A 25476-nucleotide genomic window follows, 5' to 3' on the forward strand; every position below is an offset into this window, starting at 1 on the left:
GGCCCGCGGGGCCGCATCTTTCGGGGATTCCATCATGAAATTTTCATCATTCCTGCCCACTGCCGCGCTAGCCGCGGTGTTGGCCGTCGCAGGGGCCGCCCAGGCCGACGACACGGTCACCAACGTCAACCTGGGCGGCAACGGCAACGGCACCCTGTCCGCGTCCTTCGGCGTCACGCATCTCGAAACGGGTCACTTTGTCGATACCTTCAATTTTTCGCCCACCAGCGGTTCATGGTTCGTCGACTCGAGCCTCGTACAGATCGGTTTCCAGCCGAGTTCCGACATCGATTTCCATTCGGCCGAAATCAACGGCCATGCCATGGCACTGTCGCCGAATGGCATGTTCGAATATGGCTGGATGATCAACGAGCCCATTCTGGGTCCGCTCGTGCTGACGGTTCATGGTACTGTGGCGGGCATGGGAAGCGGCGCATCGGCCAGTTTCGCGGGTACGATCAACATCAGCCCGATCCCGGAGCCGGAGACTTATGGAATGTTGCTGGGCGGTTTGGGCATGCTCGCGTGGACGAGTCGAAGAAAGTTCCTATTTGCACTTAAAAGTGCCTAAAAGAACGTATATGTACTGATGAGTAGCGAAAAAAGGCGCCTTGGCGCCTTTTTTTGTAGCCAATTGTAACGCACACAATAAAATATTGACAACAACTTAAAGCTGGCTTAACTTGTCGTCTCCTATAGTTAATAACTCTTCGACGAGGTAAGCATGAAATTGAAATCCATCGCCGTAGCAGCCGCGCTGCTGCCAGCCTTCGGCTCCGCATTTGCTGACGACTTCAACGTTAACCTGATCGGCGGCCCGAATGTGTATTCTTCGCACATCGGCGCAACGCACACCGCTGGTGACTTCACCGACACCTTCACCTTCAGCGGTTTCGACGGTGCTGGTACGGTCTTCGCTGGCCTGATCAACAACGCCAGCGCCTGGAGCGACCTGACGTTCACCGAAGTAACGCTGAACGGCGTGACCGTTCCGGCCTACGGCGACGTTGGTCCCCTGTCGATCGCTGCAATCCTGGGTCAAGCCGTTGACGGCCCGCTGACCCTGGTTGTCAGCGGCACCGTGGACGGCCAGGTTGCCAGCTACGGCGGCAACTTCAGCGTGACGGCTGTTCCGGAACCTGCAACCTACGGCATGCTGGCTGGCGGCCTGGCCGTTCTGGCCTTCGCTGCACGTCGCCGCAAGCAGTAATCTGGTCTAGCAGTACTGCACCACGGGAAAAGGCGCTTCGGCGCCTTTTCTCATGGTGCAACGGTTGTACATTCCGCATTCGTCCCGCACGAAGACAGGTGCACTGGTAAACTTCCAGGATGCAAAAAACCCGTTTCGACCAGCCCGGCCACCCTCCCGCCACCATCACCGAATTCGAAGGCGTACGTTCGCTCCACCTCGGCACCTCATGGGTGCAGGGCGCGATGCGCCTGTCCAAGCCAGATGCCATCGAGCTCGAATACGTGCAGATGATGATGATATGGATGCTGTTCCTGCACAATCCCCGCCATATCGCTCAACTTGGCCTCGGCAGCGCTGCCCTGACGAAGTTTTGTTACCAGCGCTTTCCAGGCGCGCGTGTTTCAGCGGCGGAACTCAACCCCAACGTGATCGCGATATGCGAGGCGATGTTCGGCCTGCCGCCCAACGATACCCGGCTGGATGTGCGGCGGATGGATGCGCTCGACTTCGTCAACGACCCGGCCAACCGCGGCGCCATCGACGTGCTGCAGGTGGACCTGTATGACGAAGAAGCGCGGGGCCCCGTGCTGGACTCGCCGGCGTTCTACCAGGCATGCAGCGACTGCCTGACCGAACACGGCATCATGACGGTCAATGTGTTCGGCGATTTCGACAACTATGACCGGAACCTGCAGCACATGGAACTGGCGTTCGACGCGGTCGTGTGGCTGCCGGAAGTGCACGATGCGAACATCGTCGCGATCGCCTTCAAGAACGCCCCGGTGCTGGACTTCTCGGTGCTGTACGAGCGCGCCGCGATGATCCGGAAAACCTGCAACTTGCCGGCAAAGAAATGGGTCGACGGCCTCAAGGAATGGATGCTGGATCAGCAATGACCCGCCGCGAAGCGGGCGTGCAATGCGCCCGCTGGACACGCCTGTCGTAAAAATGCCTCGCGCCGCTCGCGAAATGGCCTGCTTCCCCGGCGAGGGGGCATCAGAGTACGGCAAACTCCAATACAAATCGAGCAATATTTTCTGTACGTCCATTCGGCGCAACAGCCCGTTACTACTTTGTTACGAGCGCGGTTAGACTCAGTGCGGGCTACCCCCACGCATGGCACCCATCCAACCAAGAGACGATCGACGACACATGACGCAGAATACTTTCCGCCGCACCGTGCTTGCTACCGCTGCACTGCTGCTGGCCGCACATGCCGCCGCGCAGAGCGACACCGCTGGCCAACAACCAGCCGGACAACAAGCCGAACAGCAAACCGTGGTCGTGCTGGGCTCGCGCTCCGCCGCCCGCACGGCTCTCGACACCGCCGCGCCGGTGGGCCTGATCAACGTGAAGGACATGCAGACCGCCGGCCCGCTGGAACTGGGCAAGCTGCTGCAGTCGCTGGATCCGTCGTTCAACTTCTCGTCGACGTTCATCAGCGACGGTACCGACATCATCCGCCCCGCCACGCTGCGTTCGCTCGGCCCCGACCAGCTGCTGGTGCTGGTCAACGGCAAGCGCCGCCACCAGCAGGCGCTGGTGAACGTGCAGCAATCGGTGGGGCGCGGTTCGGCCGGCACCGACATCAATGCGATCCCGCTGTCCGCCATCCACCACATCGAGGTGCTGCGCGACGGCGCCGCCGCGCAATACGGCTCCGACGCGATCGCCGGCGTGATCAACATCGTGCTGAAATCGAACGTGGACGAAACCCAGGTTTCCGGCCAGTTCGGCACCACTTCCGAGGGCGACGGCGACATGGTTTCCGGCAGCGTGAACCGCGGCTGGGCACTGGGCAGTGACGGCGGCTACATCAACGTTTCCGTCGAAGGCCGCCGCCGCAACGAGACCAACCGCGCCGGCCTCGATACCGCGCGCACGGATCCGCCGCGCGTCACGCAGCGCATCGGCGACAGCGACGCGAAGGATGCCTACCTGTGGGTCAATGCGGCCCTGCCGGCCGGCCCCGGCGGCGAGTTCTACGCCTTCGGCGGCGCGTCGAAACGCAAGGGCGATTCGTCCGGCTTCTTCCGCGCCGCGGGCGACGACCGCACGGTGTCGGCCGTTTATCCGGACGGCTACCTGCCGAACATCCGTACCACCGTCAAGGATGCGTCGCTGGCCGTGGGCTACCGGCTCGACCTGCCGAACGAGTGGAAGGCGGACGTCTCCGTCAACCATGGCCGCAGCGAGCTGGCGTTCCACGAAAAGAACACGATCAACGTCAGCTACTGGTATGAACCGCGCCCCGATAACGGCGGCATCTACGCGGAGTCGCCGCTGGAAGCGGATACCGGCACGCTGAAATTCAACCAGACCACGTTCAACGCCGACCTGAAAGGCCCGGTCGCCAAGGGCGTGTTCTTCGCCACCGGCTTCGAATGGCGGCGCGACGGCTACGAGATCGAGGCCGGCGACCCGGTGTCGTACCAGTATGGCCGCACGAACAACCCGGCGATCCAGATCCTCACGCCGGCCGGCACCGTGGCCGCCTCCGGCACGCAGGGCTTCCCGGGCTACACGCCCTCCACCGAGGTCGACGAAGGCCGCCACAACATCGCGCTGTACGGCGATGTGGAGTGGCGCGCGCTCGACACGCTGCTGCTCACCGGCGCGGTGCGCTACGAGAAATACTCGGACTTCGGCAACACCACCACCGGCAAGGTCACGGCGCGCTGGGACCCGAGCAAGCAGGTTGGCGTGCGCGGCAGCTTCTCTTCCGGCTTCCGCGCACCCGGCGTGCAGCAGGCGTTCTACAGCTCCGTGTCGACCAACCTGAACGCGGAAGGCGTGCTGACCGAAACGCTGACCGCGCGGCAGGACAGCCCCGTGACCCGCGCGCTGGGCATCGCGCCGCTGAAGGAGGAAACGTCGCGCAATGCAAGCTTCGGCCTGGTGCTGCGTCCGGTGCCGAACTTCTCGCTGACGGCGGACGTGTACCAGATCAAGATCAAGGACCGCATCGTGTTCTCCAGCACGATCGCGCCGGAAGCGGGTGGCGGCCCGATCGCCAACGTGCTGACCCCGCTGAAAGTGGGCCAGGCGCAGTTCTTCACGAATGCCGTCGACACCAAGACGAAGGGCATCGACATCGTGGCCGAGCACACGTCGCGCTGGCCGGGTTCCACGCTGGTGCTGTCCGGCCAGCTGGGCTTCAACAAGACGGAAGTCACCGGTCGCCACTCCACGTCGTCGATCCTGACCGGCGAACAGCTGTTCGACGAGTCGCAGGTCACGCTGATCGAGCATGGCCAGCCGCGCAAGCACCACGTGCTGTCGGCCGACTACACGATGGGCAAGTGGAACGGCAACGTGCGTGCCAATTACTACGGCGAGGTGCAGGGCCAGGGCTTCACGCCGGGCTTCATCCAGACGTGGGAAGGCAAGTGGATCGCCGACATGACGCTGCGCTACAACTTCACGAAGAAACTCGGCCTGCAGCTGGGCGTGAACAACGTGTTCGACACCTACCCGACGGAGTGGGACAAGACCCGCGCCGCGCCGTTCCCGCAACTGGGCTTCACGCGCTGCTGGGAAACCTGCCCGTTCGGCATCAACGGCCGTACCATGTACGTGCGCGCCGACTACGCGTTCTGACGTAACCGCCCAGCGCAACCGGCGTCACGCAGTTTTTTCGGGTGCCTGGCGCCGGTTTTTTTTCGGCACGGCGGCAACGCGCGCGGCGTTGTACGCAGCCAGGTGAATCACCACCGCCAGCCGCTTCACGAGGCCTTCCATCTCTTCGGCCGGCACCTGCGCATAGCCCAGCATCAAGCCGTTCCATGTCGGTCCATTCCAGGCCGGCCCGGGCTGTAGTGCGTGTGTCGACAATGCGTTCACCACGATCCCCTCCTCCCGCGCCCTGGCGCGGATCGCTTCGTCCGCCAGCCAGGCCGGCAAGCGCAACGACAGGTGCATGCCCGCCGAGGCGCCGTGCACGGTGGCGATACGGCCCAGGTGTTTTTCCAGTGCGGCCACCAGTGCGTCGCGCCGTTCGCGGTACAGCCGCCGCATGCGGCGCAGGTGCAGCAGGAATTGCCCGCTGGTGACGAATTCCGCCAGCGCCAGCTGTTCGGCCACCCTTCCCGCGGCCGCCGACTGCGCGCGCAGCAGCGCCAGTTGCGGCGCCAGGGCGGGCGGCACCACCAGGTAGCCGATGCGCAAGCCGGGGAACATCGTCTTGCTGAACGTGCCGCAGTACAGCACCGGCGCATCCGGCACCAGGCCCTGCATCGCCGCCAGCGGCGGCCCGTCGTGGCGGAACTCGCTGTCGTAGTCGTCCTCGATGATCAGTGCGCCGGCGCGGCGGGCGCCGTCGATCAGCGCCAGCCGCCGTGCCAGCGACAGCACGGTGCCCACCGGGTACTGGTGCGACGGCGTCGTGTAGATCAACCTGGGCTTTCTCGTCTTCCAGTCCCGTGCCGATGGCGCCATGCCTTCCTCGTCCACGGCAATGCCTTGCACCGCCAGGCCGGCGTGCCGGAACGCCGCCAGCGCGCCGCCATAGCCGGGGTTCTCGTGCCATACCGTGTCGCCTTCGTCGGCGCAGGCACGGGCGCACAGGTCCAGCGTGCCCTGGCTGCCATCGGTGATGAACACCTGTCGCGCCTCGCAGATGACGCCACGCGAAGCGCGCAGGTAGTCCGCGATCGCGGTCCGCAACGGCCATTCGCCCGCGGGGTCGCCATAGTTCAGCTGCGCAGGATCGAGGCCGCGCCAGGCGCGGTCCAGCAGGCGCCGCCACAGCACCAGCGGAAATGCGTGCAGGTCCGGCACGCCCGGCACGAAGGCCTGGCCGTCGCTGGCGGCGTTCGATATCGCGCGCAGGTTCATCGCGCGGCGCGCCAGGCCGGCATGCGCCGCCGGCTGACGGCTGCCGCGTTCGGACGCCGGTTCCGGCGCAACGCGCGCCACCATGGTGCCACGGCGATCCGGCACCACGAACCCTTCGCTGGCCAGCTGCTCGTACGCATACAGCACGGTATTGCGCGCCACGCCCAGCTCGGCCGCCAGTGTGCGCGTGGCCACCAGCCGGGTACCGGCCGCCAGCGTGCCGGCGCGAATCGCGTGGCGCAGGCATTCGTGCAGCAGCCGCTGGCGCGGCCAGCTGCGGTGCCCGTGGTTGCGGTCGAAGTTCGACAGCAGCAATGCGTAGTCCATCGTGGTTCCTCGAAAATGCCCGCTCGTGGACCTGTTCCGGGAGCCAGCAGCGCGATTATAGTGCCCTCTCAACCCACCGAATGGAGCCCATGAACACTTCGCCATCCCCTCGCAGGCAGGTAAAACGTTCCGCCAACCGCGCCACCCACGATCCCGCCGTGCTGCACGCAATCATCGATGCCGCCTGGGTCTGCCATGTGGCCTTTCGCGACGAACATGGCGTGCATTGCATTCCCACCGCCTGCTGGCGCATCGGCGCGCACCTGTACATCCACGGCTCGAACGGCAGCCGCATGGTCAGGCGGCTGATGGAAGACGACTGCTGCGTGACGATCACGCACGTCGATGGCCTGGTGCTGGCGCGCTCGGCGTTCAACCATTCGATGAATTACCGCAGCGCCGTCATCTATGGCCGCTTCGAGCCGGTGGAGGAAGGCGCCGCCGGAACCGGCAAGAGGCAGGCAATGGAAGCGTTCATGGAACACCTGGTCCCTGGCCGGCAGGGCGAGATCAGGCCAGGCAACGACAAGGAATATGCCGCGACCACCGTGCTGCGCATCGGGCTGGCCGAGGCGGCCTGCAAGGTCCGCAGCGGACCGCCGGAAGACGACGAGGAAGACATGGGCGTGCGCGCCTGGGCCGGCGTGCTGCCGCTGCGCGAGGCGCGTGGCGCCGCGGTGCCGGATCCGGCGTGCGCCGTGGCGGCACCGGACTATGTGCAGCGCTGGGCGGATTGACGGTGCAGACAAGCCGGTCAGTACTTGACCGGCTTGTCTTTATTGCACATCATCGCCGGGTCGTGGCCAATTCGCGCCACGCATATGCCCACAAGGAGATCGCATGAAACGAATCCTCGCCGCCGCCATCCTGGCAGCGACCTGCAGCACGCCGGCGCTGGCCGACGATGCGCTGAAGGCCGCCGTCAACGGCAGCCAACGCAGCCCGGAGAACATGAAACGGGACACCTATCGCCATCCCTTCGAGACACTGACCTTCTTCGGCATCCGGCCCGACATGACGGTGGTGGAACTGTCGCCCGGCGGCGGCTGGTACACGGAGATCCTGGCGCCCTACCTGCGCGAGCGGGGCAAGCTGATCGTGGCCGGCGCGACCCCGGAATCGAAGACCGCGATCGTGGCGCGGTCCGGCGAGCGCTTCAAGCAAAAGCTGGACGCCAATCCGGGCGCATTCGGCAAGGTGCAAATGGGCGCGTTCGAGCCGAGCAACGGCGTATTCAACTATGCGCCAAAGGGCGGTGCCGACATGGTCCTCACTTTCCGCAATGTGCACAACTGGAAGGATGAAGGCGATGCGCGACTGAAGGCCGTGCTGAAAAGCGCGTACGACGCGCTGAAGCCCGGGGGCGTATTCGGCGTCGTCGAACATCGCCTGCCCGCGGCGAAAACGCAGGATGCGACGGCATCGAGCGGCTACGTGCACGAAGCCTATGTGATCCGCCTGGCCGAAGCGGCCGGCTTCAAGCTGGCGGCGAAATCGGACGTGAACGCGAACCCGAAGGATACGGCCGACCACCAGGGCGGCGTGTGGGCACTGCCGCCGACCTACGGGAACAAGGATGTGGACCGGGAAAAATATGCGGCGATCGGCGAGAGCGACCGGATGACACTGAAGTTCGTCAAGCCATGACGGCAGCCGGCAAGGCAGCAGATCGGGAAGCCTGACCTGCGCAGCCGCCGGAGATGCCGGCCGGCGGCTGTCGAATCCTACCTGCGCTGGAGGCGGCTCATGAAGCTGCAAAAGACCACGAAGCCTACCACCATGGAACCGCACACGGCGGCAACCGACAACATCAGCTCATTCATGCGAAAAAACTTTCACTTTATGACAACCGCGTGATTATGCTGCATTTGCACATGAAACAGTCTCACTGAAACTCACTGTTACAACCACAATTTTTTCGCGGCTACCGAAGGTCGCAGCGGGCCTCAGCTTGCTAGCTTACCTCTCCGCATGCCCGCAGGACAATGCCGAGTGTTGTATATTTTTATACTATTTAAAATAATTCAATAAGCTTATCCATGAGCTCGGGTGTTAGCGCTAGCATTGGTGGACCGCCATCGCGGTACGACATTTCCCTCTCTCCAGGAGCTCATCATGCGTAAAGCACTCATCGGGCTGATGCTCGCGGCAACCGCCCTGACCTCGCAGGCCAGCGGTTACTTCACCGAAGACGCAGCGCCGTTCGATACCCTTATCGGCAGCAACGCCCAGCACCAGGACTTTTCCGGCTCCTACACGCGCACCGGTTATTCATGGAGCTGGGGTGACGTGACCTTCACCTGCAATGCCGTCCAGTGGTGCAACAACGACAGTTTCGAATTCGGTGGCTATCACGACCACTTCAATTTTGTCGAAGGCAATTTTGTTTATTATGCCCCACCAGATAGCGCTACCTTCACGTTTGCCAACCCGATCATCGCATTGGGCATGGACGTCTATGGCATCGGCGGCGGCCAGTACTCCCCTGGCGGCTCCCTGCAGCCCACGCCGATGAAGGTGACGTTCGACGACGGTTCGCACGTGTTCTTCGAGGATTACGTCCACAACTACAACATCTCGGTACCGGTCTTCGCGGGCATCCTGTTCGACAAGCCGGTCACGTCGATCACGGTCTCGGGCGAATGGGAGAACAACGGCATGTTCTTCACGAACCTGCGCTATGTGACGGCACCGGTACCGGAGCCATCGACCTACGCCATGCTGTTCGGCGGCCTGGTGGTGGTGGGGGCATTTGTGCGGCGGCGCAGCAACGTGGCCGGATGACCCCAGAAACCGTTGCCAAAAATCGGGGACAGTCCCTAATGCCGTTCAGATAAGCCAAACCCAGAGGCAGATTCCGGGGTCAGGGAGGAGCGCTGGCCTGCAGGCCAGCACCGCTTTGCCGGCAAGGAGCGGTGCTCCTTGAAATCCCGGCAAAGCCCCGCCGGGGTGCCACAGGGGTTTCGCGGAGCATGCTCCGCGCCTGTGGCACGGTGTGAGCCTGCAGGCTCACACTCCTCCCTGACCCCAGCCCTTCGCTTTTGGGGTGTCTACATGCGGATCAATAGGCCAGCCAAGCACTAACTTAACGGCATTAGGGTCAGTCCCCAACTTTTGGCAACATTTGCGGGAGGCAGCCTTATTCGGCTTTTTTCGCCTTCACGGGTGTCAGCGCCAGGTCGTGGAAGTCGTAGCTGAAGTCGGTTTCGTCGGAGATCGCGGACATCTTTGCGCGTTCGATCGAGCCGTCCGGGTTCAGCGCGAACGTCACGTAGGCGTCGGCGTTGAAGTTGCGTTCCTTCCAGCGCACGATGAACGTGTCGTGCTGGAAGTGCTCCATCTCGCCCACCAGGTCCGGCGTGCGCGTGAAGGCCATGACCTGCTTTTTCCCTTCGTGCCGGATCACGACCTTGCCATACCACGGGTCGCTGTACTCGCCATCGTAGGCGCGGCGCGGCAGCGATGGCTTCGAGCCGGCCGCGCGGGCCGCGGCGGCCTTGCCGGTCTTTTCCCGGTCCTTGCGCAGCCGTTCCTGCTCTTCGGCGGCGATGATGCCGATCCAGTCCGTCGGTGCGGCGCCCAGGTAGTGGTCGAGGATGCGCCATTGCAGCGACGTCATCGAGCCGCTGTTTTCCGCATTCGTGAAGATGGCGATGCCCAGCTTTTCCTCTGGCACCATCAGCACGCGCGAGTAAAAGCCCTGCAGCGCACCGCCGTGCAGCACGAGCTTCTTGCCGCGGTAGTCGCGGATGTTGAAGCCCAGGCCGTAGGCATTGAAGTTGGCGCGCGTGGCGGCCAGCGCCCCTGCCGGTTCGGCGATCTTCATCGGCGTCACCGGCGTCCAGATCTCCTTCGACTGCGTGGCGGAGAACAGCCGCTGCCCGCCCGGCAGTTCGCCGCCGGCCAGCAGCGCGTTCATCCACTTCGCGATGTCTTCGGCGTTCGTGTTGATGCCGACCGCGCCCACGGCGTTATCGACCGGCATCGGCTTGACGACCGACTGCCGGCCGTTGATCCGGCTGTGCGGCGCCGAGTAATCGGCCGCCCTCACCATGGCGGCCACACTGGTGGTGGTGTCCGCCATGCCCAGAGGGCCCAGGATCTGCGCCTGCACCGTGTCGCCCCAGCTCTTGCCGCTCTTTTGCGCGATGATGCGGCCGGCCACGATATACAGCAGGTTGTCGTAGGCGTAGTTGGCGCGGAAGCTGGTGGCCGGCTTCACGTGGCGCAGGTTGTGAATGATCTCGTCGGTGGAAAACGTCGTCGTCGGCCACCACAGCAGGTCGCCGGCGCCCAGGCCCAGGCCGCTGCGGTGCGTCAGCAGGTCGCGCACGGTCATCTCCTGGGTGACGTAGGCGTCGTGCATGCGGAAATCGGGCAGGTGCTTGATGACCGGGTCATCCCATTCCAGCTTACCCTCGTCGACCAGCTTCGCCAGCGCCACGGCGGTGAATGCCTTGGAATTCGATGCGATCTCGAACAACGTCTTCGACGTGACCGGCGCCGGGTCGCCCAGCCTGCGCACGCCGAAGCCCTGCGCGGCCACGACCTTGCCATCCTTGACGATCGCGATCGCGATGCCCGGCACGTCGAAGGTCTTCAACGCGAGGTTCACGTCGCGCGCCAGGTCGAACGCCGGGGCGGTGGCGGCGGCAGCGCTGGAATCGAAAGCCAGCGCGGGGCTGGAAAAGAATACGGGGGAAAACGCGCAGGCGCTTAGCGCCAGCGCGGCAGTGGTTTTTTTCAGCGACATCCTTGCTCCATTACTTTTTCAACAGCCGGTCGACGGACTTCTGCGTTTCAGGGTGATAGCGGGGGCGTGCCTTGGCGAATACGCCCTTCGCCCATGCGGCATCCTTTGGATTGGCCAGCAGCGCGGTGTACAGCGGCACCACGAACTTCTGGCGGCCCACGTTCATCAGGAAGGTGTCGAGCTGCTCGCGCACGTCGTAGCCCGCATGCACGGCGGCGAGATAGAAGCGGTAGGCGATCTCGTTGTTCTTGCTGGTCTTCAGTGCGAAGATCTGGTCGAGTTCCCGCAACTGCTGTGCGCTGGCCTTGTTGTCGATGGCGTTCAGGAAGTGCATCCACTCGGCGGCGCTCCAGCTGCGCGCGGTCAGGTCGGCCGTTGGCTGCTCACCCTTCAGCCAGGCGGCACGTTGGGCATCGACGGCCTGCAGGCGCTGCGACACCACGCGCTGCGCGCTGGCTGGAATGCCCGCGCCATACAGCCACTCGTCGAGTTCCGCCTGGGTCATCACGTTCGGATGCTTGTCCAGCAGGTTGGCACGCAGGTAGGCCAGGAACTGCTCTGTGGTAGCCGACTGGAAGGCGTGCTGGTCGAACCAGCCGCGCAGGAACGGATCGAACACTTCACGGCCGGCGCGCTGCTCGAGCGTGCGGAGGAGCCATGCGCCTTTCGGATAGGCCAGGCCCTCGTCCGTATAGGTTTCCGGATTGACGTCCGGATCGCGCGTCAACAGGGCCTGTTTCGCCGCCGGGATATCCTTCAGCGACGCCAGCGCCTCGTCCTGTTCCACCTGCAGGTTCATCTCGGCCGCTTCGATGCCATACAGGATTTCGAGGATCCGGGTCGTCACGTAGGTGGTGAAGCCTTCGTTGAGCCACCAGTGTTTCCACGATGCGTTGGTGACGAGATTGCCCGACCACGAATGGGCCAGCTCGTGCGCGATCAGGTCGTTCAGGCTGCGATCGCCGGCGATCATCGTCGGCGTCAGGAATGTCATGCGCGGGTTTTCCATGCCGCCGATCGGGAACGACGGCGGCAGCACGATCATGTCGTAGCGCCCCCACCGGTAGGGGCCATACAGCGATTCGGCCGCGGCGATCATCTTCTCCGTATCGGCCAGCTCGAACGCTGCCGCCTCGATGCGGCCCGGTTCCGCGTACACGGCCGAGCGCGGGCCCACATTGCGCACGTCGATCTCGCCGATCGCGATCGCCAGCAGGTACGACGGCACCGGCTGCGGCATGCGGAACTTCCAGCCGCCCTTGCCGGTCGACTGCGGATCGTTCTCGGCACTCATCACCACGCGCATGCCGGCTGGCGCCTCGATGCGCGCACCGTAGGTGAAGCGCACGGCCGGCGTATCCTGCACCGGCGCCCACGAACGCGCCTCGATCGCCTGCGACTGGCTGAACATGAACGGCCGCTTGCCGGACAGCGTTTGCACAGGTGTCAGCCACTGCAAGGCCCCCGCGGTGGGCGCCGTGTGGTAGTACACGCGCACTTTCTTCGGCTGGCTGCGCAACGCGATGCGCAGCGCCTGGCCCTTCTTCGGATCGGGGCGGTCCAGCATGTAGGAAGCGGGAACCCAGCGGCCATCGTCGTTCTGCACCTGCACCCGTGCGATCTTCAGCTGGCGTGTATCGAGCACCAGCGTGCGCACGTTCTTGTCCAGCCAGTTCAGGGTCAGCTCGGCGTAACCGGTCAGCGTCTTTCGGGAGAAGTCCGCCTTGAGGTCGAGATACAGGTCGGTCGTTCGCACCTCGTTGTAGCGGGCGTAGCTGAGCGGGTCCTGGGCATGGGCCGCTTGTGCGAGCAGTGCCAGCGCGGCCAATAGTGCCAGGCGCAGAGAAGTTTTTCGCATGTGCTTCCTTTGAAAGAGTCAGGCTGGCACCGGGATCGCCGGCGCGGGCGCGGTGCAGAATAGCATATGACACGTCATTTTCACCCTCCCCCGTCGGCGACTCTGCTATCATGGCGCCCGTTCTTTGGGGAGTAGCCTCCTTGCCCGCGACAGCCCCTGCGCTGTGCGGGAAGTACCTGCGTCAACACGATCGGCCGGCAGGCCGTGGCGCAGGTGGCCGGCGCGGATAGTGCATCGCGCGCGGCCTGGCGAGACCAATGATCCACGGGGGGCCGCATACATCAAGGGGCCGGGACCGCCCATGGATCCTTGGTTAACCTCCGGCCCCCAGCCACCCATATGGAAGCCTTCCTCGTCTCCACGGGCATCGTTGCCCTCGCCGAAATCGGCGACAAGACCCAGCTGCTCGCCTTCGTGCTCGCCACCCAGTTCCGGCGCCCGTTGCCCATCGTCGGCGGCATCTTCGTCGCCACGATCGTCAACCACTTCTGCGCCGCCGCCGTCGGCACATGGCTGACCGACCTGCTCGGCCCGAACGCGCTGCGCTGGATCCTGGGCCTGGGTTTCATTGCGATGGCGGCATGGATCATGGTGCCCGACGAGATCGACGAGGACGACGCGCCGGCCAGCCGCTATGGCGTGTTCACCGCCACGCTGGTCGCCTTCTTCCTCGCCGAAATGGGCGATAAGACGCAGATCGCCACCGTGGCGCTGGCCGCCCGCTTCGACGCGCTGATCCCCGTGGTCGTCGGCACCACGCTGGGCATGATGCTGGCGAACGTGCCCGCCGTCTACCTCGGCAAGCGCGCTGCCACCGCCGTCAACCTGAAGGTGGTGCACGGCATCGCCGCCGTCATCTTCGTCGTGCTGGGCGTGGCCACGCTGATGGGCGCCGGCACCGCGGTAGGTCTGTAAAGCAAAACTGGGGACGTACCCTGGTTTTAAGGCAAGACGTACCGGATCGCTGGACCGCTTCGTTTTGAAGCAATATCCGGGAGATGCCGGACGGGCCGCCCGACTCGCGGCCAGGAATTTCCTTAAAACCAGGGTCCGTCCCCTGTTTTCGGGAAAATCAGGATATGCGCAATTCCACAGCGTGCTCGCGGCCGTCGTCGGCCAGTGCGATCTCGTTGCCGTCCTGCGCGACGCCATCGACGGTGAGGGAAGCCCCGCCGCGCACCACGTGGATCGCGTAGGCCGATGATCCGTAGCGGTAGGACAAGCTGAATTCATTCCACTCGTCCGGCATGCGCGGGGCGAGCGACAGCCGGTCGCCGTTGCGCGTCACGCCCAGCAGCGATTCGAGGATCAGCCGGTACATCCAGCCGGACGATCCGGTGTACCAGCTCCAGCCGCCACGGCCCACGTGCGGCTCGACGGCGTAGATATCGGCAGTGACCACGTACGGTTCCACCTTGTAGACGGCCACGTTGTCCGCGCTGGACGCGTGCTGTACCGGGTTAATCAGGCGCATCAGCTCCCAGGCCTTGGCGGTGTCGCCCAGCGCGGCGAACGCCATCACGGTCCACACGGCGGCATGCGTGTACTGGCCGCCGTTCTCCCGCACGCCCGGCACGTAGCCCTGGATATAGCCGGGGTTCGGATCGGCCTTGTCGAACGGCGGGTCGAGCAGCTGGATGAAGCCGCCGTCGCGCCGCACCAGCCGCGCGTCCACCTGCGCCATCGCGCCGCGCACGCGTTCCGGATCGGCGGCGCCGGAGAGCACGCCCCAGCTTTGCGAAATCGAGTCGATCTGGCATTCCTCGTTCTCGTGCGAGCCGAGTGGCGTGCCGTCGTCGAAGTAGGCGCGGCGGTACCACTGGCCATCCCACGCGTTCTGCTCCACGTTCGCGGCCAGCTTGACAGCCTCGGACCGGCATTCCTCGGCAAAGCCCGCATCGCCGCGCCGCTCGGCCACCACGGCGAACTGGCGCAGCACGTCGACCAGGAACCACGCCAGCCATACACTTTCGCCCTTGCCTTCCGCGCCGACCTTGTCCATGCCGTCGTTCCAGTCGCAGGACCCGATCAGCGGCAGGCCGTGCGCACCGAAGCGCAGGCCGTGGCGGATCGCGCGCACGCAGTGCTGGTACAGGTTTTCCGCCAATGGCGAACGGCCCGGCATGTCGTAGTACGAATCCTCGTCCGGCTTCACCGGTCGGCCTTCCAGGTAGTGTGCCTCTTCGTCGAGCACCGACAGGTCGCCGGTCACCTGCACGTAGCGTGCGGTGGCCAACGGCAGCCACAGGTAATCGTCCGAACAGTGCGTGCGCACGCCGCGGTCGGATGGGGGATGCCACCAGTGCTGCACGTCGCCCTCCGCGAACTGGTGCGCCGCGCACAGCACCAGGTGCTCGCGCAGCAGGTGCGGCTCGGTGTGCACCATCGCCATCGCATCCTGCAGCTGGTCGCGGTAGCCGAACGCGCCGCCGGACTGGTAGTAGCCGCTGCGCGCCCACAGCCGGCAGGCGATGGTCTGGTACATCAGCCAACCGTTGGCGATCACGTCCAGCGCCGGATCCGGCGTGGCGATGCGCACGGCGCCCAGCGTGGCATGCCAGTGCGCATGCACGGCGGCCAGGGCATCGCGTGCAGCGCCGGCGCCACCGTGCTTCTGCACCATCGTGCTCGCATCGGCGTTGCGGCGCCCGCCCATGCCCAGCACGAACACCAGCTCCCGCTCTTCTCCCGGCAGCAGCTCGAACGGCACCTGCAGCGCAGCGCAGGCATCGAGTCCCGTGCCGACCTTGCCGGACAGCCGCTGCCGCCGCAGCGCGGCCGGGCTGGCCAGCGTGCCGTTACGCCCCAGGAATTCGGTGCGGTCCGCCGTTGCCGTGCGGGTCGTCGCGTCGACATGGAAGAACGCCACCCGGCCCGAGAATTCCGTGTTGTAGGGGTTGCGCGCGAACAGCGCACCGCTGACCGCGTCGAGTTCCGTCACGATGTGCATGCCCGACTTCGCGCGCATTTCGCCCAGCACCCATTCCACGTAGCCGGTTGCCGACAGCTTGCGCGCCACCGGCGAATCGTTGCGCACCTTCAGCACCGTGTAGCGCACCGGTGCGTCGTTGGCCACGTACGTCGTGAGGGCCGAGGTGATGCCTGCCTCGGTATGCGCGAACGTGCTGTAGCCGAAGCCGTGACGCGTCACGTAGTCGCCACTGCCGCGTGCCGGCAATGGCGTGGGCGACCAGAAGTGGCCGCTGGCATCGTCGCGCAGGTAGAACGCCTCGCCGGCGGCATCGGTCACCGGGTCGTTGTGCCATGGCGTAAGCCGGAATTCATGCGCGTTCTCGTGCCACGTGTAGGCTTGCCCGCTTTCCGAGATCACGCTGCCGAATTGCGCGTTGGCCAGCACGTTCGACCAGGGCGCCGGCGTGACCCGGCCTTCGTTTTCCCCATGCGCGGTGACGATCACGTACTCGCGGCCGTCCGGCGTGAAGCCGCCGAAGCCGTTCCACAGGATCAGGTCATGCGGCAAATGCGTGGCCGGTCCGGCATCGTCGTACTCGCCGCGCGCGTCGGCCAGCAAGGGCGGCATGCGCAGCGCCGGCGGGCCGGAGCGCTTGATCTGCTCGGCCAGCGGACCGCGGGCGTCGTTGATGATCACCCGCGCCACCGTCTGCAGCAGGATGCGGTCTTCGGTGGAGATCTGTTCCAGCGGCCGCACGAAGATGCCGCCCGGCCGGTCGATCGCCTGCGCATCGATGCCTGAGGCGATCATGCCGATGATCTGGTCATACAGCGCCTGGCGGTAGCCCGATGTGTCCTCGAACCAGATCACCAGGTCCACCACCAGGCCTTTCAGGCGCCAGTATGCGTGCGCCTGCACCATCTGCCGCGCCACCTCGATATTGGCCGAATCCTTCACCTGCAGCAGCACGATCGGCAGGTCGCCGGAAATCGCGTACGGCCACAGGTTCGACTGTCCGCGCCCATTCTTGATCAGCACCGAAGGATCGGCGCGCAGCGCGGCGTTCGGGTAGATCACGTGGTTGGCGAGGCGGCTGTACAGCTGGCCATCGGCCTCGGTGGCGTTCAGCTGGCGCAGCACCACCTGGCTGTGCGTCCAGGCCAGCTCGAACACGCGGTCGGCCATGTGGCGGTCCTGGTATTTGTCGATCAGATGCCGCGCCGCCTCGCGCGTTTCGGTCATGCCGGTGGCGATGTCGACCGTCGCCATCTGGTCCGGTTGCAGCGTGATGCGGTAGCGGATCGCCACGGCCGGGTCCAGCACGGATCCGTGGCCGCCGCCCAACGGGCCCGGGTCGATCAGCGCGCGCGGCTCACGCGTGCTGTTGCCGCGGCCGATGAAGTGCGCCCGGTCCGTTTCATACGATATCTCGAGCACCTCGGCATCGTGCACCGTCATCACGTGCAGCATGAACGGCGGCTGCTCGCCCTTGCCACGCGGCCGCCGCGTGCACAGGATGGCCTTTTCGTCGCCCAGGATCTCGGTCTGCACGAACAGCTTCGAGAAGGCCGGATGCGCCGCGTCGGCCGCGGCCGGCGCCATCACCACTTCCGCAAAGCTGGTCAGTTCGAGCGTGCGCGGGCGGTTCGAATTGTTCGTCACGCGCAGCCGGCGCATCTCGATATCGTCTTCCGGGGAAACGACGATTTCGGTGTACAGGTCGATGCCCCGGTCGGTGCGCCGGAATTCGGCGCGGCCCTCGGAAAAAATCACCTCCTGGTGTTCCGGCTCGGCCAGCGTGGGCTGGTAGGTGTTGGACCAGAAATGGCCATCCTCGTCGCGCACGTAGCAGAACTGCCCCCAGTTGTCGCGTGTGGCATCCTCGCGCCAGCGCGTGACCGTCAGGTCGCGCCAGCGGCTGTGACTGCCGCCGGCCGCCGTGACCATCACGTGGTAGCGCCCGTTCGACAGCAATTGCACTTCGGGCACGGGTGTGTTCGGCTGCGCCAGCACGCGTACCGGGGCGGCCTGGTCGTGCGATGTCGAGCGCGCCGCGGCAGCCTGCTCGGAGGCGGTGGAGAAGAACGCGCCGATGCGCGGACTGCGCTCCTGCAGCATCAGCAGCGCCGATTGCAGCATCGGGTCGGATTCGAAGCGGCGCTGCATCGGCCGGTCGTGCAGCAGGTACGACAGCGCCAGGAAGCCCATGCCCTGATGGTGCACCATGAACGATTTCACCACGGCGAATGACTGCCCCCGCGGCAGCCGCGCCGGCGTGTAGTCGATCGCCTCGTAGAAACCATAGCGGCCCATGAAGCCCAGGCCAGCCATCTTCTGCAGGTTCTGGCATGCCGCTTCCGGTTCCACCATCAACGCCATCATCGATGCATAGGGTGCGACCACCAGGTCGTCCGCCAGGCCCCGCTTCATGCCCAGGCCCGGCACGCCGAACGCGCGGTACTGGTAGTTCATCGCCGCATCCACCGTGCTGTAGCCGGACTCGGATACACCCCACGGCACGTTGCGCTGGCGCGCGTATTCGATCTGCGCCGCCACCACCGAATGGTAGGTCTGGTCCAGCAGCGTGCTCGGGTAGGTCGGCATCACCAGCAGCGGCATCAGGTACTCGAACATGGAACCGCTCCACGACATGAGCACCGGCTGCCCATGCACGATGGCGAGCTGCCGGCCCAGCGCGAACCAGTGCTCCTGCGGCAGCTGGCCCTGCGCCACGGCCACGTAGCTGGCCAGCCGCACCTCGGAGGCAAGCAGGTCGTAGTAGCTGGCGTCGAGCCGCCGTTCGCTGACGTTGTAGCCGATCGCCAGCAGCCTGGTGGTGCGGTTGTAGAGGAAACCGTAGTCGACCTGCGCGAACCCGCACGCCCGCGCCGCCAGTTCCTGCAGGTGTTCGATGCGTTCGCGCGCCACGGCGGCGCCCCGTTCCATCAGCACGCCGAGCTGTTCGCGGCGTTCGCGTTCGCCCGGCGCCAGATCCGACAGTGGCGCCCCGGCCGGCGGATACGCCGCCAGCTCGCGCAGCGTCGGGATCCTCAGCGAGCCGGTATCCAGCACGGCCCCGGTGTCGCCCGTGACCCATGGCGCCAGCAATGTCAGCTCGTCGAGGGCGGCGCGGCATTGCGCGGCCAGCGCCCCGGCCCACGTGCCTGCCATGGCGTGGTTCGCCAATGCCGGGGTAGCGGCAAAGGCCCCGGCAGCGGCGGTAGCGCGTTCCAGGTACGCACGCAGCTCCGGCAGATTCGACGGATACAGCGGCGCCCGCAGTGCCACCGCTTCGCGTAGCGCCGCCAGTGCCGCGGCATCGGCGCCATCGGCCGCCTCGGCACCCGCCAGCGATTCCTGCAGCACGTCCAGCGTGGTTTCCAGCCCGGCCAGCATTTGCGCCCCCAGTATCGGTGCATCCACCGCGTTCAGCAGTGCCGCCTGCAGCACCAGCAGGTGGCCGGCCAGGTTGCCGCTATCGACGGTCGACACGTACATCGGATGCAGCGGCTTTTTCGATTGGGTGTCGTACCAGTTGTAGAAATGGCCTTGGTGGCGCTCCAGTTCGCCCATCGTGTCGAGCGTGTTGCGGGTGCGCTGCAGCAGCTGCGCCAGCGTCACGTAGCCAAAGTCCCAGGCGCTGACGTTGGCCAGCAGGGCCATGCCGATATTGGTGGGCGACGTGCGATGCGCGATGACGGTAGCCGGATGCTCCTGCACGTTATCCGGCGGCAGCCAGTTGTCGTCCGGCCCCACGTAGGTATCGAACCAGGCCCAGGTCTTGCGGGCCACCGTGTGCAGGAAGCGGCGCTGGTCGTCGTCCAGCTGCGCTTCCAGGCGCTCGACCGGGCGGCTGATCCACCACGCGACCACGGGCGCGACCAGCCAGGCGGCGAGGAAGATCGCGGCGGCCTCGAATGCCTTCCCGCGCCACAGTACCAGCGCCGTGCCGGTCGCCAGCGCCAGCACGGGCGAGATCCACATCGCCTGCCAGCTGGCACGCAGGCCGCCGTTCGCCTGCGACAGCGCCGACGGGCGCCACTGCAGCAGGTGCTTTTTGCTTACCAGCATGCGCCAGGCCGTGCGTACGATCGCATCAACGCTGATGTAGGCCTCGTACGGCAGGAATGCCAGCGACAGCACGCCATGGGCGAACTGCAGCCGGCTGCGGCGCAGCGAGTTCGACAGGTGCTGCCGCCACAGCGTGTCCGGCGACTTGTGCGCCAGGTCGTACAGCGCGGCGGCGATGGCGGGCACGAAGATAATGGCCAGCACCATGCTCGTGTAGAACCACGGGTGCGGCAGTACCGCGAAGGCAAACAGCAGCGACAGCGTCAGCGCCGGTGCCACCAGGCTGCGGCGCAGGTTGTCGAACAGCTTCCAGCGCGACAGCGCCGACAGCGGGTTCTTCTCGCGCCCGCCGACCGCCGTGCGCACCCGGCCGGCCAGCCAGCCCGCCAGTTGCCAGTCGCCGCGGATCCAGCGGTGGCGGCGGTTCACGTCGTCGCGGTAGCGCTGCGGGTACTGCTCGTACAGCTGGGCGTCGGACAGCAGCCCGGCGCGCAGGTAGCAGCCTTCCAGCAGGTCGTGCGACAGGATGCGGTTTTCCGGGAAACGCTCGCCCAGCACTTTCTCGAACACGTCCAGGTCGTAGATGCCCTTGCCGATGAACGATCCTTCGGCGAACACGTCCTGGTAGACATCCGACACGGTGCGCGTGTACGGGTCGATGCCCGGTTCCCCGCCGCACAGCCGCTCGTACAGCGAAGCGTCCGGGCTGGGCAGGCTGACGGCCACGCGCGGTTGCAGGATGCCGTAGCCGGACACCACGTGGTTGCTGCCTGCATCGATCCTGGGCTGGTTCAGCGGGTGCTTCATCGTGGCGATGAACTGGCGCGCCGAATCGCGCGCCAGCTGCGTGTCGGCATCGAGCGTGATCACGTATTTCACGGTGTGCAGCTGGCCGCTCTCGCCGACGACCAGCATGAAGCGGTCGCGCGCGCCGCCGCGCAGGAAGCGGTTCAGGTCCGCCAGCTTGCCGCGCTTGCGCTCATGGCCCATCCATGCGCGCTCGGCAAGGTTCCACAGGCGCGGCCGGTGCAGCAGCACGAACGGGCCGGGATTCTCTTCCCGCCCGTACTTGCGGTTCAGGTCTTCGATATGGCCGCGCGCCCGCTCCAGCAAAACCGCGTCGGTGGGCAGCGTTTCGGCCTGCGCATCGGCGAAGTCGGACAGCAGGCAGAAATGCAGGTTCGGGTCGCGGTTGGCAAGGAAGCGCACCTCGAGCTGTTCACACAGCTCGTCGACGTTTTCCAGGCTGTAGAACAGCGACGGCACGACGACGATCGCGCGCGCATCGGAGGGGATGCCTTCCTTGAATTCCATCCGCGGCAGCGGGCTCGGATGCGTGACGAGGGTGGCGACCCAGTTCACCAGCGCCAGCGCCAGCTGGCTGCTGCCCATCAGGCCCAGCACGGCCAGCACGACGGTTTCCCATCCGGCCACGCCATCGCGCATCGCGCGCTCGACCATCAGCGCGGTGGCGATCACCGACAGCGCGGCGATCGCCCCCAGGTACGACGTGAGCGGCGCTGCCCGCACGGTAGCGCGCAGCGATTCGCGCGGCGAGCGCCGGCGCACCACCTTCTTTTCCAGCAGCAGCACGCCCTTGTCGACCAGGTAGAAACCCACGTGGCCATGGCGGGGATCGTCGCTGCCACCATGGGTGCGCGCCAGTTCCACCGCTTCGTGCGCCACCTGCGCCTCGGACAGTGCGCAGCCGCGCGCGATCTTTTCCACCACGTGGCGGTACTGGTCGCGGGTAGAGAAATCCATCGCGCCATAGATGCCGGACGGGTCTTCGCGCAGCGCCCGTTCGACGGTACTCATGGTTTCGACGAATTCCTGCCAGTCCATCGTGCCCAGGAAACGCAGGCTGCCGATCGTGTTCGCCATCGACACCTGCTCGGCGGCCTGCTGGCCGATCTCGGCCTGGATCTGCTGCTCGATTGTCTGCCCTGCTTCGGCCAGCCGGTAGGTGACCCACGTGAGCGCCAATGTCAGCGCCGGACTCTGGCCCTGGAGGCGGCGTGCCAGCTCGGCCACGAAGGCGCTCGTGATCGGCGGATTCGACCGCGCCATGTCGGCCACCAGCAGGATCAGGCCGGAGGGATTCCTGTCGGCGATTTCCACCATCCCGTCGGCCCAGTTGTTGGCCAGGTCGCGCTGGTAGCGATTTTCGGCCACGCGTGCGGCGACCCGCCGCAGGTTTTCCAGCAGCGCCAGGCGCAGCATGATGGGGATCGCCCACAGTTCGCCCAGCGTGAGCGGCGCCACCTCCTGGTAGGCCTCGACGAAACGGCACAGGCTTTCCGGATCGACGCGGCCGTCGCCATGCGCGATCACTTCCAGCGCCAGCCGGTAGACGCGCGGCGTGCCGTCCGTTTTTTCCAGGCGCGGAAGTTCCTTGCTGTAGTCCTTCGGCAGGTGGCGCCGGGCGATGCGGATCTGTTCTTCGATCAGGTAGTAGTTATCGAGCAGCCATTCGGAGGCCGGGGTAACCTGGCGACCGCTCTTGACGGCGATCGTCAATTCCTCGGCCGTGGTGCGCAATACGCGGGCGTTGTCGGTGAGGCGGGCCAGCAGCCGGTCGGGACCGCCACGCTTGCTCAGCACGTGCGTTTCCGCCAGCGTGCGGCCATGGTGCGCCATCTGCTGAGCACTGTAGAGCTCGGCACGGAATGGCAGGTCTTCTTCGGAATCGGGTGCGGCGGAACCGGGCGCGGCTTCCTGGAATCCGGCGGCAAAGCCGGGCCACAATTTGAGGAGTTCTTTCAAGGGGGCCTCGCTTTGGGGTGACTGGCAGAAGGCCCGCCACGGCTGGAGTATGTTGCAGGAAATATTATTCCGGCGCACGTCACGCTACTGTTCGCTAGCGAACATAGTTATGGTGCGATGCAAAATAATCTGCCGTTACCGATTTGCCGGCCATCAGAAATGGCAGAGGCGGCCACTTGGCCGCCTCTGCGCCGCATCCGGAAGTCGCTCAGGCCAGCGCGACACCCCCTTGCAAATGGTAAGCCTCGGCATAGCCAAGGCTGCGCAGGCATCCGGCGGCACGGGCGCTGCGATTACCGCTGCGACAGAAAAACACCAGCGGCACCCGCTGCGCTTGCGCCAGCCAGGCGGGCAGCGCTCCGGCCAGCCGGCTCAGCGGGATGCTGACCGCCTGGGGGCCGAAGAACGGCACGGCCGCCGCGTGCTCGTAGGATTCGCGTACGTCGACCAGCAGCGCAGCGGGATGGGCGCGCAGCAGCGTTTCCAGGGTAACGGTATCGAGGTGCATCCCGGCGGACAAATCGTTGGCGGCGCCTGCCTGCAGCGTGGTGCACAGCAAGGACTGTGCTTCTGTCGCCGGGCACACGAGGATATCGTCCGGCAGCATGCCGGCCAGGCCGGCCGGATCGGCGCTGCCGATGAAGGCGTGCCGGGCCGATTCGCCTTGCGGCCCCAGCAGGTAGCAGGCAATGCCCTTGCCCATGATCGCGCGGCGCAGGCATTGGCTGCCGATGTAAAGGCAGTCGCCGGTTGCCGGCCAAGTGGTGCCATCGTGCGTGAGCAGGCGTGCGACTATGCGGTAATCGTGGGCGCGCAGTAAGGTCTCGATGCGCTCGGCCAGCGCGGGTTGCGGGTCGATCACGGCGCAAGTGCCGCTCGCGGCATCGAGCACCAGCCATGTGTGGCGGCCGCCGGCGGTCCATTGCAGCAGGCCGTCCGGGCGTGCTGCGGTGGGGCTACCGAGCAGCCCCGCGCGGCGCAGTGCGTCACCGCAGCGGGCGATCCGCGCGCAGGCTTCGGCGACGGTGGCGGCATCCACCAGCGGGCCGAACGACAGGCGCACGGCACTGCTGCTGCGCCATTCGGGCAGGCCCATCGCGTCCAGCACATAGGATGGCTGCGCCTTGGCGGCCGAACAGGCGCTGCCGGCCGACACGCGCACGGCGGCGGCATCGAACAGGTCCAGCAACTCCTTGCTGGACAGGCCCGGCACGGAAAAATTCAGCGTGGTCGGCAGGGCCTGGTCGAACGGTACGTTGAAGACGATGCCCGGCAGCGCGGCGCGCAAGGCATCGGCCAGCCGGTCGCGGCAGGCCGTCAGCTCGGCATGACTGCGGAACGTCTCGCCATCCTCCAGTGCCGCCAGCACGGCGCCCAGCGCGGCGATGCCGGCCATGTTCTCGGTGCCGGAGCGCCAGCCCGTTTCCTGGCCACCGCCCTTCATCAGCGGGGTAAATGGCGCACCGGCGCGCACATACAGCATGCCGATGCCCTTCGGCGCGTACAGCTTGTGGCCGGAAAAGGGCGCGTAGTCGATGCGCGTGGCGGCCAGGTCGAGCGGCAGCTTGCCCAGCGCCTGTACGCAGTCGACCATCCACAGCGCAGTACCGCCTTCGAGCGCGGCGGCAATGCCGGCCAGGTCCGAGATCACGCCGGTTTCGTTGTTGGCGGCCATCGTGCAGACCAGTGCGGCATCCGGCGCCAGCCGGCGCAACACCGCCAGGTCGTGGCGCCCGTCGGGGCCGACCGGCAGGGGCACGAGATCCAGGTCAAGGCCGAGCAGCGCATTCCAGTGCGCGAGGCTTTCCGGCACCGCCTTGTGCTCGGTGGCGCCATAGACCAGCAGCGTGCCGGCGCGCTCCCCGGCGGCACGGCGTGCCCGCACCGCGCACAGGGCGGACAGCACGGCCGTCTGGATGCCTTCGGTGGCGCCACTGTTGAACATCAACTGTCCGGCGCCAACGCCGAGCAGGCGGCAGGCACGGGCGCGGGCCGCGTCCAGCACCGCCTTTGCCTTCAACCCGGTGGCATGAGTGCTGCTGGGATTGCCGTAGCGTTCTTCCATCGCATCGGTGGCAGCCCGCAGCGCGGCGGGCAGGACGGCCGTCGTGGCGTTGCCGTCGAGGTAGATTTCCTTGTTCATCCATTCAGATTAACGGAGAACGGCGGAGCAGCCATGCCAATGATGCTTATAAAATCGGCATAATGAGAATATTCATCCTTATATATTGTGAAATGCAGCATGAGCGATCTCGATAAATTCGATTATGCGATCCTGGGCGCGCTCCAGGTGGACGGTACCCTGTCCGTGGCCGACCTGGCGGACAAGGTGGGGCTGACCAGCACTCCCTGCTGGAAGCGCCTGAAACGCCTGCAGGAAGACGGCTACCTGGACCGCCGCGTGGCGCTGGTCAACCGCCGCAAGGCGGGCCTGCCCGTCACGGTGTTCGTCAGCGTGCGCACCAGCCAGCACGACGAACAGTGGCTAGCGAAGTTTGCCGCCGCCGTCATCGCGCTGCCCGAAGTGATGGAATTCCACCGGATGAGCGGCGACGTCGACTACCTGCTGAAGGTGGCGACGACGGATATCGACGGCTATGACCGCTTCTACAAGAAACTGATCCGCGCGGCCAACCTGACCGGTGTGTCGTCGGCGTTCTCGATGGAGCAGCTGAAATACACGACCGCGCTGCCGCTGGATCTGGTCGCGCATGGGCTCGCCGTGGGATAATCGAAAGATGCGTGTAAGATCTTTGTTT

At 65.7% G+C, this 25476-nt stretch carries 14 protein-coding genes and 1 riboswitch; of the genes, 9 read left to right on the top strand and 5 right to left on the bottom strand.

What is annotated here, in order from left to right; translation table 11 throughout:
* The first annotated feature begins 34 nt into the window (after nucleotides 1-34).
* The 4 genes from ACY65G_RS18075 (at nucleotide 35) to ACY65G_RS18090 (ending at nucleotide 4792) form a co-directional block, all read left to right on the top strand.
* A complete protein-coding gene (locus tag ACY65G_RS18075) occupies nucleotides 35-571 on the top strand; it encodes an FxDxF family PEP-CTERM protein (protein ID WP_464998680.1) in 537 nt (178 codons plus the stop codon).
* Nucleotides 572-724: 153 nt separating this feature from the next.
* Nucleotides 725-1210 carry an FxDxF family PEP-CTERM protein gene (locus ACY65G_RS18080; RefSeq protein WP_464998681.1) on the top strand — a complete coding sequence of 162 codons (486 nt, stop codon included), beginning with the start codon at nucleotides 725-727 and terminating at the stop codon, nucleotides 1208-1210.
* A gap of 119 nt (nucleotides 1211-1329) precedes the next feature.
* The gene (locus ACY65G_RS18085; RefSeq protein ID WP_464998682.1) at nucleotides 1330-2088 is read left to right on the top strand and encodes a spermine/spermidine synthase domain-containing protein; all 759 of its coding nucleotides are present in this window, start codon (nucleotides 1330-1332) and stop codon (nucleotides 2086-2088) included.
* A 256-nt stretch (nucleotides 2089-2344) separates the two neighbouring features.
* Complete coding sequence (locus tag ACY65G_RS18090; protein WP_464998683.1) at nucleotides 2345-4792, top strand: TonB-dependent receptor plug domain-containing protein; 2448 nt, start codon at nucleotides 2345-2347, stop codon at nucleotides 4790-4792.
* Between the two features lie 24 nt (nucleotides 4793-4816).
* Here ACY65G_RS18090 and pdxR read toward each other — a convergent pair whose 3' ends face one another.
* Nucleotides 4817-6355: a MocR-like pyridoxine biosynthesis transcription factor PdxR gene (gene pdxR, locus ACY65G_RS18095; RefSeq protein WP_464998684.1), complete on the bottom strand. Its 1539-nt coding sequence runs from the start codon at nucleotides 6353-6355 to the stop codon at nucleotides 4817-4819.
* An 80-nt stretch (nucleotides 6356-6435) separates the two neighbouring features.
* Between pdxR and ACY65G_RS18100 the strand changes: the two genes are divergently transcribed.
* The 3 genes from ACY65G_RS18100 to ACY65G_RS18110 all read left to right on the top strand — a co-directional run bounded on the left by ACY65G_RS18100 (nucleotide 6436) and on the right by ACY65G_RS18110 (nucleotide 9139).
* Entirely contained in the window at nucleotides 6436-7092 is a 657-nt protein-coding gene (locus ACY65G_RS18100) for a pyridoxamine 5'-phosphate oxidase family protein (protein WP_464998685.1), read from the top strand.
* Nucleotides 7093-7195: 103 nt separating this feature from the next.
* Entirely contained in the window at nucleotides 7196-8002 is an 807-nt protein-coding gene (locus tag ACY65G_RS18105; protein WP_464998686.1) for a class I SAM-dependent methyltransferase, read from the top strand.
* Between the two features lie 468 nt (nucleotides 8003-8470).
* Nucleotides 8471-9139, top strand: coding sequence for a PEP-CTERM sorting domain-containing protein (locus ACY65G_RS18110; protein WP_464998687.1), 669 nt, complete (start codon nucleotides 8471-8473; stop codon nucleotides 9137-9139).
* 355 nt (nucleotides 9140-9494) lie between these two features.
* Here ACY65G_RS18110 and ACY65G_RS18115 read toward each other — a convergent pair whose 3' ends face one another.
* Both ACY65G_RS18115 and ACY65G_RS18120 read right to left on the bottom strand, forming a co-directional pair.
* Nucleotides 9495-11108, bottom strand: a complete 1614-nt coding sequence (locus ACY65G_RS18115; RefSeq protein ID WP_464998688.1) for a serine hydrolase — start codon at nucleotides 11106-11108, stop codon at nucleotides 9495-9497.
* Nucleotides 11109-11118: 10 nt separating this feature from the next.
* Entirely contained in the window at nucleotides 11119-12966 is a 1848-nt protein-coding gene (locus tag ACY65G_RS18120; protein ID WP_464998689.1) for a M1 family metallopeptidase, read from the bottom strand.
* Nucleotides 12967-13080: 114 nt separating this feature from the next.
* A riboswitch (yybP-ykoY riboswitch) is annotated at nucleotides 13081-13194 on the top strand.
* 111 nt (nucleotides 13195-13305) lie between these two features.
* Between ACY65G_RS18120 and ACY65G_RS18125 the strand changes: the two genes are divergently transcribed.
* Nucleotides 13306-13881, top strand: coding sequence for a TMEM165/GDT1 family protein (locus ACY65G_RS18125; protein WP_464998690.1), 576 nt, complete (start codon nucleotides 13306-13308; stop codon nucleotides 13879-13881).
* A 157-nt stretch (nucleotides 13882-14038) separates the two neighbouring features.
* Here the strand turns inward: ACY65G_RS18125 and ACY65G_RS18130 are convergent, their stop codons facing one another.
* Together ACY65G_RS18130 and ACY65G_RS18135 are read right to left on the bottom strand one after the other, a co-directional pair.
* Complete coding sequence (locus ACY65G_RS18130; RefSeq protein ID WP_464998691.1) at nucleotides 14039-22717, bottom strand: GH36-type glycosyl hydrolase domain-containing protein; 8679 nt, start codon at nucleotides 22715-22717, stop codon at nucleotides 14039-14041.
* Nucleotides 22718-22925: 208 nt separating this feature from the next.
* A complete protein-coding gene (locus ACY65G_RS18135) occupies nucleotides 22926-24860 on the bottom strand; it encodes an aminotransferase class V-fold PLP-dependent enzyme (protein WP_464998692.1) in 1935 nt (644 codons plus the stop codon).
* Between the two features lie 99 nt (nucleotides 24861-24959).
* On the opposite strand from ACY65G_RS18135, the gene ACY65G_RS18140 reads away from it, so the two are divergent.
* A complete protein-coding gene (locus tag ACY65G_RS18140; protein ID WP_464998693.1) occupies nucleotides 24960-25448 on the top strand; it encodes an Lrp/AsnC family transcriptional regulator in 489 nt (162 codons plus the stop codon).
* Nucleotides 25449-25476: the final 28 nt, after the last annotated feature.

This window comes from Pseudoduganella sp. jia 12, from assembly GCF_055502675.1.